The organism is Streptomyces sp. NPDC002785 (genome assembly GCF_040295565.1).
Classification (GTDB): domain Bacteria; phylum Actinomycetota; class Actinomycetes; order Streptomycetales; family Streptomycetaceae; genus Streptomyces.
Genome location: NZ_JBEOVN010000217.1, coordinates 1 through 11,573, shown reverse-complemented (window position 1 = coordinate 11,573; position 11,573 = coordinate 1). Strand labels below are relative to the sequence as shown.

The 11,573-nt window shown below is 66.5% G+C and carries 9 protein-coding genes and 3 pseudogenes; 5 read left to right on the top strand and 7 right to left on the bottom strand.

What is annotated here, in order from left to right; translation table 11 throughout:
- Nucleotides 1–1,504 (bottom strand): annotated as a pseudogene (locus tag ABTZ94_RS32270) (SdrD B-like domain-containing protein); the annotation flags it as partial.
- Between the two features lie 379 nt (nucleotides 1,505–1,883).
- Here ABTZ94_RS32270 and ABTZ94_RS32265 point away from each other — a divergent pair.
- Nucleotides 1,884–2,396, top strand: coding sequence for a hypothetical protein (locus ABTZ94_RS32265; protein WP_351206142.1), 513 nt, complete (start codon nucleotides 1,884–1,886; stop codon nucleotides 2,394–2,396).
- Here ABTZ94_RS32265 and ABTZ94_RS32260 read toward each other — a convergent pair.
- The 3 genes and pseudogenes from ABTZ94_RS32260 to ABTZ94_RS32250 all read right to left on the bottom strand — a co-directional run.
- A pseudogene (locus tag ABTZ94_RS32260) lies at nucleotides 2,362–2,649 on the bottom strand (IS5/IS1182 family transposase); the annotation flags it as partial. The gene ABTZ94_RS32265 and the pseudogene ABTZ94_RS32260 sit on opposite strands and share 35 nt — an antisense overlap.
- Nucleotides 2,650–3,858, bottom strand: coding sequence for an MFS transporter (locus ABTZ94_RS32255; RefSeq protein ID WP_351206140.1), 1,209 nt, complete (start codon nucleotides 3,856–3,858; stop codon nucleotides 2,650–2,652).
- Nucleotides 3,859–3,946: 88 nt separating this feature from the next.
- A complete protein-coding gene (locus ABTZ94_RS32250; protein ID WP_351206138.1) occupies nucleotides 3,947–4,258 on the bottom strand; it encodes an ArsR/SmtB family transcription factor in 312 nt (103 codons plus the stop codon).
- 344 nt (nucleotides 4,259–4,602) lie between these two features.
- Here ABTZ94_RS32250 and ABTZ94_RS32245 point away from each other — a divergent pair, with 344 nt between their 5' ends.
- Nucleotides 4,603–5,583, top strand: coding sequence for a hypothetical protein (locus tag ABTZ94_RS32245; RefSeq protein ID WP_351206136.1), 981 nt, complete (start codon nucleotides 4,603–4,605; stop codon nucleotides 5,581–5,583).
- A gap of 188 nt (nucleotides 5,584–5,771) precedes the next feature.
- On the opposite strand, the gene ABTZ94_RS32240 is transcribed toward ABTZ94_RS32245, so the two are convergent.
- Complete coding sequence (locus tag ABTZ94_RS32240; protein WP_351206134.1) at nucleotides 5,772–6,824, bottom strand: CPBP family intramembrane glutamic endopeptidase; 1,053 nt, start codon at nucleotides 6,822–6,824, stop codon at nucleotides 5,772–5,774.
- 53 nt (nucleotides 6,825–6,877) lie between these two features.
- Between ABTZ94_RS32240 and ABTZ94_RS32235 the strand changes: the two are divergent.
- Nucleotides 6,878–7,195 (top strand): annotated as a pseudogene (locus ABTZ94_RS32235) (transposase); the annotation flags it as partial.
- Between the two features lie 269 nt (nucleotides 7,196–7,464).
- Here ABTZ94_RS32235 and ABTZ94_RS32230 read toward each other — a convergent pair.
- Nucleotides 7,465–8,706 (bottom strand): hypothetical protein, encoded by a 1,242-nt coding sequence (locus tag ABTZ94_RS32230; RefSeq protein WP_351206132.1) that lies wholly within the window; start codon nucleotides 8,704–8,706, stop codon nucleotides 7,465–7,467.
- Entirely contained in the window at nucleotides 8,703–9,449 is a 747-nt protein-coding gene (locus ABTZ94_RS32225) for a hypothetical protein (RefSeq protein ID WP_351206130.1), read from the bottom strand. Before ABTZ94_RS32225 ends, ABTZ94_RS32230 begins: the two co-directional genes overlap by 4 nt.
- A 601-nt stretch (nucleotides 9,450–10,050) precedes the next feature.
- Between ABTZ94_RS32225 and ABTZ94_RS32220 the strand changes: the two genes are divergently transcribed.
- Together ABTZ94_RS32220 and ABTZ94_RS32215 are read left to right on the top strand one after the other, a co-directional pair.
- Nucleotides 10,051–10,443 carry a hypothetical protein gene (locus tag ABTZ94_RS32220; protein WP_351206128.1) on the top strand — a complete coding sequence of 131 codons (393 nt, stop codon included), beginning with the start codon at nucleotides 10,051–10,053 and terminating at the stop codon, nucleotides 10,441–10,443.
- A gap of 283 nt (nucleotides 10,444–10,726) precedes the next feature.
- A complete protein-coding gene (locus ABTZ94_RS32215; RefSeq protein ID WP_351206126.1) occupies nucleotides 10,727–11,176 on the top strand; it encodes a hypothetical protein in 450 nt (149 codons plus the stop codon).
- Nucleotides 11,177–11,573 lie beyond the last annotated feature (397 nt).

Genomic DNA, 11,573 nt, shown 5'->3' with positions numbered 1-11,573 from the left:
TGCCGTACCCGAAGGCGGTGTGGTTGGCGTCGAAAGCGGAGGTCGCGATGGTGTTCTCGGCCTTGGAGAGCGCCATGCCGGCGAACGCCGTGTTGTGGTGACCACCCCAGCCGGTGTCGAAGAACCGGGTGCCCCGGGGGGAGAGCCCGCAGCCGTTGTTGGTGTCCATCACGTACCCGCCGTCCGCCGGGCACGCCTTGTTCAGGTCGCCGCCGGACATGACGTTGGCGACCGAGCCGGGCGTGGGGCCGGCCGGGGCGCGGTCGCCGAAGCGGTCACGGAAGGCCAGCAGCATGGAACCGTCGGACTCGAAGTTGATCTCCCCCAACTCCGGCTCGGGCTGGGCCAGATAGCTCCGGCATGCCTGGCCGTTCTGGGAGGTCGGGAAGGTGTTGGTCCAGGGGAACCAGCCCGCGCCGTCGCACGGGGGCCCGCCGACCGTGGACTGGCGCGGGTAGTCCAGCGGCTGGTCCAGCACTGGCTTCCCGAGCGCTCCGGTGTCGAGGTCGAAGGGCATGACCACCGCGCGCAGGTCCGAGACCTTCCCGGTGGACTCGCCGGAGCACACCCCGCCGACGTAGCCGACGCCGTCATACAGGCCGAGGCCGAACGGGCGCCAGTCCACCGCCGCCGGACAGCCCGGGTCCGGGATGGCGGTGACGGCCTTCGGCGCCGCCGCGGTAGCCACCGTGGCGTCATAACGGTAGAGCTTGCGGTTGTTGAGGTTGACGACGAACAGGTCCTTGCCGTCATCGGTGATCTTGATGCCGCCCAGGCTCTCCTTGCCGGGCACGGCGAGGAAGGCGTCGTCAGTACCCGGGCCGTGCGCCGTCGTCCCCGCGTCCGGGACGACGGTGAACAGGGTGGTCTTCTTCTGCGCACGGTCGGTCACATAGATCCCCCCGGCGCCGCCCGGACCGTAGTCCGTGGTGCGCTTGGCCACTGCCGAGGAGAACACCCGCTTGTCGGCCTTGTTCCACGCGATGCCGAACAGCGTGCCGGTCTCGGCGTTGGTGGCGATGTTCGTGACGTTGACGTCGACGCCGTCCTGGCCGCGCGCGTCGTACGGGAAGGAGACCAGCGTGCGCTGAGCCCCGCCCTCGCGCTTGGTGGGCTGACAGGACGTCATCAGCGGTGCGTTCTTCTGGCAGTAGTCGCCCGGGTTCCACAGCCCGGTGGTGTACGCCACGTTCTTCTCGCCGGAGAGGTCGACGAACTCCTCATTGCTGCTCAACTGGTTGGGCGCACCGTCCAGCCCCTGGCGCGAGGCGAAGGCCGGGAACAGCACACCCGGCTTCGGATTCACCACCTGCACACGGTATTTGCCGCTGGTGGACTTGCCCGCCGTCGGAGTCAGGGTCACGGTGCCGTCGGCCGCCGTAACCCCCTCGATGCCCACCCCGGCATCGTCGGTGAGCGTCACCTTGACACCCGCCATGCCCGGCTCCAGCGCGGGCTTCCACGCGCCGCTGGTGTCCACGGCCCGGATCACCCGGACCGTCACCGATCCGTCTCCCGGCTGTGAGTACGCCGTCGGCGCCATGGCTAACGAGCCACTACCGATTCCCAAGGCGAGCGCGGCCACGCAGCCGGCGGTGCGGCGACCGAGCGCGCCCGGACGCCGCCGACGCGGCTCGGGCGCGGCTCTCTTCGCTTGTTCATTTGTCGATGTCATGCCCTGCTCTCAGCGTTCAGAAGGGCCTGGAGCCCTGCTCGTGAGGGAGTACATAAAGATGCGGAGAACCGCCTTCTCGGCGATCTTAAAAGGGATTTGGGCAAGATCGTGGCGGAATGGCGAACTCGGCCTCCCTATGAGTATCCCTCTCCTGCTCGCCTCCTGGCCGCCAACACTGGGCTCTGTCTGACAATTGGCGGTCCCTGCGATGGCTGGGAGCACCTCGCGTGAGAAGCTGAGCAGCGTGATCAGTAATGGCGATGGGGCACGTCGCGAGCTGTTTCTTCGGAGTGGCCTGGACGCTGCGGACATCGTGCACGCGCATCGTGAGGCACTTCTCGTTCTGCGGGACAGCATCGAGAACGCTCACGTTGATGCCTACAGCGACGAAGCCTGGCCGCAAGAGGTCGTACCCGCCTACGAGCGCGCCTTGTTGATGGCCGAGGACGCTTTGACCGATGGCCTCCGTTCAGCGACGAGCGATCCCGGAATGGGGATCGATGTTGATGTCCACGACGACGCACAGTTCGATGTACTGCTGGCCTTGGCCCCATACACAATCCATGCCGAGGCATGGCGGCAGGGACAGCCGCTCTTCAGCGCCGACGACACGGGAACAGCCCTGTGGATTTCCGTCACATCACAGCAAGAGACTCAGCTCATGTCGCGGCTCGATGCACTGGAGATCACGCGGACGGCTTTCGCGGACCGGCCCAGGTAGCCGACAACGCTTGATCATGTGTGGTTTCGCGGAGCCGGAGGAGAGCGAGCCGGGCACCCATTTTGTGAGCTCCTCCGAGTCGGGCGAAGCAGCGTTCGACGACGTTGCGGTGCTTGTACGCCTCCGGCTCGAAGGCAGGGCGGCGTCCGCCCCGGTTTCCTCGTCGCCGCCGGTTGCCGACCTGGCGGGCACGTTCGGGGATGGCGGCCTTGATCCCGCGGCGTCGCAGGCCGGCCCGGATGGCCCGTGAGGCTCAGGTCCGAGCCCCTCCGGGTGTCCGAGCCTCCGGGTCGGCCAGCGGCGCGTGCCGCTCACCGGTGCGTTCCAGGCTCAGCCGCAGCGCCATGGTGATCAGCGCGGCGACCGCGAATCCCACGCCTGCCCAGGCGAGCCGGCGGGCACCGTACTCAGCCATCACCCAGCCCCCGACCGCGGTTCCGACGGTGATGCCGAGGTTCGAGAACGAGATGAAGAGGCTGTTGCCGAACTCGGGCGCGTCGACGGCGTCCCTGCCCAGCCAGCTCTGGCTCACGATGAGCCCGCCCGAGTGCACGGCCCCCCAGATCAGCACGGCCAGGACCATCGGCGCGAACATGGGGCCGACGGCGTACAGGAGCACGTAGACGAGCAGACACAGAACCGGGTAGGCGACCACGGTGCGGATGAGGTTGCGCCGCAGCAGACTGCCGAAGGCGAAGTTCCCGAGGATCATCACGATGCCGAACGCCATCAGCATGGCGCTGACCCAGGTGCCGTCCATGTGCGTGACCTGTCCCAGGTACTCGGCGAAGTAGCCGTAGACCGAGAACATCGCGGCGAAGACGAAGACGACGGACACAATGGTCAGCCACATTGGGAGCCGCTTGAGAACGCTCAACTGGGCACCGTAGGAAACCCGTTGCCCGACGGGCATCGGCGGTACGAACCGCAGGATGCCGAGGAAGGCGATCAGATTGACGAGCGCACCGAACCAGAACGCCGACGGCAGGGACACATGCTCGGCGAGGTACGAGGTCAGCGGCACACCGAAGGCGAAGCCGACGGTGACTCCGCCGAACACGGTCGTCGTGGCCCGGGTCGCGTCCTTGGCGGGCACCAGCCGTGCGGCGGTCGCGAGCGCGACCGCGAAGAACACCGGATGGAAGAGTGCGGGGATGACGCGGAAGGCCAGCATCACCTCGTACTGCGTGGTGAGCGCGTAGACGGCGTTGGAGACGGCGAACACGGCTATCGCGGCGGCAAGCACCTTCTTACGGTCGACGCCGGAGGCGAGCAGTGTCGTGAACGGCCCGGACACAGCGATGACCAGTGCAAAGACCCCGACGAGCCATCCGGCGGTGGACGGCGTGACACCGAGCTCGGCCGAGACCTGGGGGAGCACGCCGACCATGCCCATCTCGGTGGTGATGATCCCGAACACGCCGAGGGCGAGCACCAGGACGGTGAGGGAGGTCTTTCTCATCGCGACCTTTCATCAAATCTAGAAAAGTAGATGCATGGGCTTGTGGGGGCCTTGCGCAAGGGCCCCAAGGGGGTCGGGGTGGCGCGTCCTACAGCTCGTCGCGTACGTGCGCGGCAAACTCGGCGATCACCGGCTCGTTACGTCGGTAGTACGTCCACTTGCCGATGCGTTCCGAGGTGAGCAGACCCGCGTCCTTCAGGGTCTGCAGGTATCCGGACACCACTGACTGCGCCAGCCCCGCACGCTTCTGGATGTCACCGACACACACACCGATGTGGAAGCCGAGCCCCTGCTGTTGGTAGGAGTCCTCGTCGAAGTACTTCGCCGGATCCTTGAGCCACTGCATGAACTGCAGGCGCGCGGGGTTGGCGAGCGCCTTGTGTACGACCAGGGGGTCCACCGGATGCCTCTCCACTCTCTATGGAACGCATCTAGCTTTCGCGATATGTGGAGACGTGTCAAATCGCGGCCCGCGCGACGGGGGCGCCACGCCCGAGGGTCGACTTCGGGGCCGGCTGAACCGGCGATCCACCGACACGGTTCGCTCTGTCTCGCCCGACCGGCACTGGCGCCGACTTCGAGCGCGTGGTGCGAAGTCCCGTTCGCGTGGTGGGAGGTGGGGATCGTGCGGTACGGTGACGAAACCATCACGCTCTGTGTGTTCACGCGCGCATAGGGCGGCCCCCGGCGGTGCTGTAACACCAACCGAGGGCCTACACCACCAGTGGAAGAAGCCCACCGGAAATGCTGCGTCATGCTATCGCGCCGTCCGCGCGCTATACGAAGGCATCGCACGATGTCGTCCGCCAACCGCGTCTGAACAGCGACGCGAAGATCCTGATCCTTTACGTCCAGGGCCTTCCCGAGGACTCCACGTCCAAGCCCTTGAGCGAACTCGCCCAGAAGCTGGGCATCAAGGGCCGCGCGTACCAGAAGGCGAAGGTGCAGCTGGTCGAGCACGGATACGTACACGAGTGGCGAAGCCAGGGCGACGGGGGCCGCTGGATCACCGAGCAACTGGTCGCGAACACCCCCCTGACGAGCGAGCAGGCGGGACACCTGCGAGGGGCGCCGCCCACGTCTCCGCCGCCGAGTACGCAGTTCCCGACGGTCGGCGAACCGACTGCCCGGCCGACCGGTGGCTATGAACCGGTAGAAGACCACAGTGATAAGACCACTCCCCACCCACCCTCCGAAGCCGAGTCAACGGCGGACCCGGATCCCGAGCCGATGGCGGCGTCGACCGACTCCCTCCAACTGGCCCGGGCAGAACGGGTCCTGCTCTCCCTGCGCCACTCCCGCCGCGAACTGCACCTGGGCGTACGCGAGGCCCGGGCGCTTGCCGTGGAGGCGGTCAAGTGGCTGGAGCGTGGCCTGAGCGAGTCCGATCTGCGCCAGGCCTTACTCGCCGAACGCCCGGAGAGCGGCGTGCGCTCAGCGGTCGGCTTCCTCCGCTACCGCCTCGTCCAGAAACTCCCGGAGCCTCAGGCCCCACTCCAACCCCACAAGCCCCCGCCCGTTCGCGAGCTGCTGGAGTGCAAGGGCCCGGGCGAGAAACACGTCTTCCGCCCACTGGCCGACGAGACGGAATGCGCCCCGTGCCGCCGGTCCGCAGCGCGCGCGATGATCCACGACGCCCCCGAGCCGGAGCCCGACCGCATCCCCTGGCGCGAACGGATCGCGAGGATCAACGGGACGTCGTCGGCCCTGCCTGGTGAGGGCTGACCTCGCGCGCGGCTGGGTGCTGCGACGACGAGGGCTCACAGCACGCCCATCCGGAAGAGGCCCTGGTCCGCGTCACCGCGCGGATGGCGGCGGTGATCTGGGTGACGGTGTCCTGTGTGGCCACCGCATCGTCGAGCACAGTCGAGTCCACAGCCCGGCGGTGCGTGCCCTTGAGGACACCGGGGCCTTCAGAGGTCGCTCTCTCGCACCGGCCGCTCTCCGCAGCTCGGCCTGCCGGGGTCGGACGCGGCCTCGTATGAGCGCGGCGCGCCTGTCGGCGGGGCGACGAACGGCTGGGGATTTGGGTTCGGCGCCGACGGCGTGGCCATTGGGGGCGCGAGGCGCTGCGGGCGGTGACGGCGGGTCATGCGTAGGACGATCGCGGCGTAGAGCAGGACGGTCGCCATGTCCGCAAGCGCGAGTTGCCACGGTGCGTCGGCGGCGGTGTCGTCGGAGGACAGTCCGTCGACGACTGCAGCGGAGACGCCGAAGGCCAGCAGGTTGTTCAGCACGTGCAGGGCGATGGAGGCTTCCAGGCCGCCCGTGCGGTTGGTCAGCCACCCCGCCACCAGGCCGAAGAGCAGCAGGTCGATGAAGCCCCACGTGGTGCCCCAACCGTGGGCGGTGGCGAACAGTGCGGCTTGTGGCAGCACGGCGAGCCAGGGTGAGCGTAGGAAGGTGCCGACTGCCTGGGTCAGCCAGCCCCGGAAGACGTACTCCTCGGCTGCGGCTTGCACCGGGACGAAGACGGCCAGGACGGCCAGGGATGTGAGGAACGGGCGCCAGCCGATCCATGCGGCGGACTCTGCGGAGGCGGAACCGTCGTCGGGTAGGAGGACGGTGCTCAGTGCGAGCAGGGCCACCGGGAGGAGGGCTGCCAGCAGGCACCGGGCCAGCCAGCGGAGCCGCAGTCGTCCGGTGACCGACGACAGGGTGCCGGCCGGGCGTCGCTCGGTCCACCGTACGGCGAGCAGGATGAGGGGCAGGGCGATCGCGATGTACGTCAGGTCCAGTGCCATGTTGCCCAGTGGGCCTAAGTCCACGCCGCCGTCGGGTAGTTCCGGGTATCCGGCTGCCGTTCCGAGGGCGTAGGAGAAGGCGTACAGCAGGAGAACGATCACGATCCAACTCGGGACGAACAGCACGGTGCCGAGTGCTGGCCGCCACCAGCGCTGGCGGCCGGCGCAGCGGCCCATGCGGTGATAAGCGAAGCCGGCGAGGTCCGAAGATGCAGTTGTCATGATCGACAGCATTTCAGGGCCCCGGTTACCCCGAACAGGACACCCCCTACCGGCTGATCACCACAATTCTCGATCCCGGGGCCGCCCCCGCCACTGAGCTGGCCGCGCTCTACCACGAGCGGTGGGAGATCGAGACCGCGCTGGACGAGCTGAAGACCCATCAGCGCGGCCCTGCGCAGATCCTGCGCTCAGGCTCTCCTGACGGTGTCGAGCAGGAGATCTGGGGTCACTTGCTGGTCCACTACGCAATCCGCACCCTGATGCACGACACCGCCAATGAGACCCAACTCGACACCGACCGGCTCTCCTTCACCCGCAGTATCCGCCTCGCGGGCCGACAGGTCACCGCGCAGGCGGCCTTTTCCCCCTGACCGCCTGGCCACAGCCCTCGCCGAGGGCTTGCGCAAGATAGCCCGGCACCGGCTCCCCGCCCGCCGCAGACGCTTCAACCCCCGTGTCATCAAACGCAAGATGTCCAGCTTCGGCGTCAAACGAGACCAGCACCGCCACGTCCCCCAACCCGACCAGAGCCCGGCCGAGGCCGTTGCCATCGCCCCGCACTGGCGCACCGTCCCGATCAACCCGCCAACCAAGGTCACACGAAGCTGGGACCCAATCCCTTAAGTCACTGGTATTGAGGTTAGGCCCAGACCTTCCACAGCCGGCGACGCAGGGTCGCGACCCCGGTGGCGATGAGCGCGGCCGCAGGAGCTGTGAACACCGCATTGTGTAGCCCGAGCAGCAGCAGCGGGAGGACCGAGTAAAGAACGGACGGCTGGCCAGGTGTGGTGGATGGACCTGTACCGAATGGAACGACGTAGAACGCGTAGGCGACCGTGCCGGCGGTGTAAGCAGCCCAGAACGAGATAAGTAACCCAGTTGCTTGCACCGGAACCCGGCGGAGACTGGGCAATGAGCGCAACACGAAGAACACTCCGGCGAACACAATCGCGAACCAAGCGTAGGCGATTGGCTTGACCATCGAATCGACAAGCTCTGCATAGACCTGCTCCACCTCCCCGATCAGGGGGGGAGACGGTTCCCGGAGAAATACCTCCGCCAACTGGTCACCACAGATATCCGTATGGTTTTCCCCTGTGCAGAAGAAAACCAGCACCTTCGGAAGGGCGACTGTGAGCCAGTCGGACTCAAATAGACGTAAGAACGCGTAACCGGTTCCTGCAGCGAGCAACGTTTCGCCGATCCTGCGCCACACCGTAGAGGCGGGGCCTCGCAGAACAGCCAGGGTCAGCAGCACAACACGTCTCACAGATGGCCGGGCCGACGCAGCTCGCGCCCGGCGAATCAGGGCCGACACCATGACAGTCGCTGCGGAAACCGTTCCCAGCCACACCGCGTGCGGGGCACCGGCACGTGCATCCGCGAGGGTCTGCGCCAGCGGGGCTTGACTTCCGCCCATCATGTCCGCGATCTCTCCGCGGGGACCTGTTTCGGTGAAGATCTGCGGAGCGCTGACAATCAGCAGGGTGACGGTGTGCACCACTGGAGCAAGAGTCACAAGCGCTACGGCGTGGGACGCTGCGCTGAAACGTTGCCCACCCAAGCGAGGCGCCAAAGCGGAAGTCACCGCACATAAAACAGTGACGAAAACCGTTAGCCATACTGCCTCCCGCAGTAGAGCAGCAGTCCCCACCCGGTCACCAAGCAGCCAGACCGGAGAAACGGTCAGCATTCTCGCCGCAGTGCTGAACGGAGTCGCCATGTCCAGCGGAAAGGCAGGGAAGAAGTTTCCCTGGTTGAGGTTTGCGCCGGGCACTGTTTCGGCCCAGCGGATCTGCATGGGCAGGACACCGATGCTGTGCACAACGGCTATGGACAAGGCGGCCACCATCGTGGCCTGGCCGGCAGCGTGACGTGTCATGAGGCAGCCCGCGGATCCGCGATGACACGGAACGGGCGCCCCTCGTTGTTCACTACCGTCTCGCGGCTCTCCTCACCGTCCCACCAGCTGAACGTCGCCTGCCAGGAGCAGTCGAATCGCTCGGTCATTCCGATGAGAAACAGGGAATACACATCGTCGGCAGTCAGCGTGTGAGGCAGCGCAACCGGATCACCGTAATCCGCAGCTTCCTTGGCTGCCGCACGCTGACCTGGCTTGCCCGCCAAAGTAGTCACCGAAACGGGCCGTCCGACCGCCAGCAGATCAAGATTCACCCCCACCGCCTCAGGACGCGGCGCCCCACCGCACCCCCGCTGCTTCGGAGCGGCTCGTAGCCCGGCGGGGAGGGTCTCGCGACGCAGTACCGTGATCGTCACATCCCGCAGAACAGCCGCCTTCTCCGCATTGCCCCGCACGGTGGCCAGAGAGACGACCAAGCCTCGGTGCGCGATGCGGTTCTGCTGTTCCCAACGGGCCAAGTCCTTGTCTGCACTATTGGCAAGACGTGGCAACAGTTGATCGTTCCCTGCGAGCACGGACCACTCGGCCTGGCAAAAATGGTCCATTTCCTTGGCTTCGATTGCCACCGTATCGTTTCCGAACAGATTGTTGTATGCGGAGGACAACGGGTTTACGGCGAGTGTGATCAGTGAAAGGGCGAGGGCGCCCAGGGCTATCTGATTGGCAACGTCAAGAGCTCGTAGGCGTCGCCATGCGGCGCGCATGCCTCTGAAGGGCGGAGGATCGATTCCTGGTGTCGGAGTGGGCTCGGGCTCAGGCTCAGGCTCAGGCTCGGGCTCAGGCTCGGGCTCAGGAACCGGCTCAGGAACCGGCTCAGGAACCGGCTGACGTGCAGGCTCAGGACCAACGTCATCGCCTGGCAGCGGCTCTGGGCTTGAGGGAACGGGACTGGGAGTTCCCTCCGGCTCGGATCTTGACTCTTCTCTCAATGCAATCCCCCCGTTGCACTCGAATCCTCCCGTCCCAAACTAACCCAGTTCTAGGTCTAGTTGACCGCCCGTGCGTGCCCCATTGAAATGGCCTCCATCGCAGGCGGGCGGGCTGGTCCCGAGCAACGCTCGGCATCGTGGCGGGCGCCCATAAGCCCAGCGGCGCTGTCCGCGACGTCTCTGGCATGGTCGGAGAGCACGAGTCGGGCCAATCCCTGTCAGGAGTAGGCGGCTCGGTCGTCGTCGTAGGGAGTCAGCTCACTCATGAGGGACAGCGTTCCACGGCACGCGCTCTGGGAGTACCGGGTACTCGCAGTCGGCGCCTGCTGGCTGCTCACCTGCGGCTGACTTCTGCGGCGTACTCGGCGCCGAAGCCTTGGCTTTTGCGGGTCCAGTTGTCTCCGGTGGACTGGCGGAATCCGAGCAGTCGGCTGATGACGACGGCGCCGGGCGGCCCCTGAAGACATGGTCGGACGACGAGTGGCCCGAGTGGGAGTTGTTGGACTACGTCGCGGCTGAGGCGTTCGACATGTTGACGGGTGAAGAGGAGGGCCTTGAGGAGGCATTGGAGGCCGAGGGACTGGACATCCCGTGCAACCCCGAACCGAGCGGCGAGGAGTGGGATGTGCGGACGTGGATGAAGCGTCTCGTCGGCTGCCGCGTCTCAGCAAGATGTTTCCGCTCACTCGACGACCTGTTTGAACGTCTCCGCGGCGTACTTTGCGGTCTGGCGCGTTCCCCAGATGTGGAGGGGCTTTCAGATGCGTAACCAGCCCAAACAGTGAGGTCGTTGGGTGTCGCATCGGGGGATTCCTCTGAGCCGGTGCGGCCGTGATCTGTGGGCCGTCGCCCACGTCTCCCGGTGCGGGTCCGGCCGAACGCCCCCAATGGGTGCGGCTCGCCGGCGGGGACCGACCCAGGCGGGAAAGTTGGGGGTGCTGTACTGGTCCTGTGGTGCCGCCTACCGTCCGTGCTGCCGGTGGAGGTGGTGACGGGGCTGTTGATCGACGGCTCCAGGAGCGCGGGGCGGCAACCTTTGGGGGAGGGCTTTGATGGAGATTACTTCGCTGCCGTTTGTGGATGAGCATGCGACGGACATCGTGGCGGGGACCGACGATGTCTGGTGCCATCTGGGTGAAGCCTTGGACGGGGCCTTCTCGCGCCGCGGTATGGCCGGCTACGCGCGGCTGGTCGGGGCTGTCGACCACACGGCGTCCGGGCCGAGGCCTCTTGCCGAGGGCTCGACCTTGCCCGGTTTTCGGGTGGTCGCCGCGGCTCCGGGGCGTGAGCTGGTCCTGCAAGGGACCCACCGCTTCTCGACCTATGCCTTGATCTTCCGCCTTGAGCACGTTGGCCCGGGTCGGTCACGGTTGCGCGCCGAGAGCCGGGCGGCCTTCCCCGGCCCGGCTGGTGGCTTCTACCGACGGCTCGTCATAGGAACGGGTGGACATGTGGTCGGCATGCGCCGCCTGCTCTCCGCGATCCGCCGCCGATCCGAATAGCGCACACGCGACCTCAGGCCAGTCCCTGCAAAGAAACTGCACCCATCTCCAATGGGTGTGGCTCCCTCCAGGAACTGCTCCGCCAGGCCATGTCACTTTCGGCGGCGTCGGCCCGTCCAAGAAGCGAACACTCACCGCTGTTCTCACACATGGGGAGAGTCCCGTGTTCGCCGCCTACCTCGTTTGCCTCGGTCGTCTACGGCTCGGCTGCCATCGCCAACTTCATCGGTCACGACTACCCCACACGCCAGGCAGACAAAATGCGCGTGCCCCGGTCGTGGACGGTGCCGCTGGGCGCACTGCTAGTAGGGCTTTGTTAGGTACCCCGGATAATCAAGCAGGAGTAGGGTTGTGATCTTCTTTCAGGTGTGACTCCTGAGGAGATGGAAGAGGTCCG

Excerpts from the sequence above, each read along its gene's own strand:
- ABTZ94_RS32245 (WP_351206136.1), top strand. The coding sequence starts at position 4,603 with ATGCTGCGTCATGCTATCGCGCCGTCCGCGCGCTATACGAAGGCATCG.
- ABTZ94_RS32225 (WP_351206130.1), bottom strand. The coding sequence starts at position 9,449 with ATGCGCGCCGCATGGCGACGCCTACGAGCTCTTGACGTTGCCAATCAG.
- ABTZ94_RS32230 (WP_351206132.1), bottom strand. The coding sequence starts at position 8,706 with ATGACACGTCACGCTGCCGGCCAGGCCACGATGGTGGCCGCCTTGTCC.
- ABTZ94_RS32255 (WP_351206140.1), bottom strand. The coding sequence starts at position 3,858 with ATGAGAAAGACCTCCCTCACCGTCCTGGTGCTCGCCCTCGGCGTGTTC.
- ABTZ94_RS32215 (WP_351206126.1), top strand. The coding sequence starts at position 10,727 with ATGGAGATTACTTCGCTGCCGTTTGTGGATGAGCATGCGACGGACATC.
- ABTZ94_RS32240 (WP_351206134.1), bottom strand. The coding sequence starts at position 6,824 with ATGACAACTGCATCTTCGGACCTCGCCGGCTTCGCTTATCACCGCATG.
- ABTZ94_RS32265 (WP_351206142.1), top strand. The coding sequence starts at position 1,884 with ATGGCTGGGAGCACCTCGCGTGAGAAGCTGAGCAGCGTGATCAGTAAT.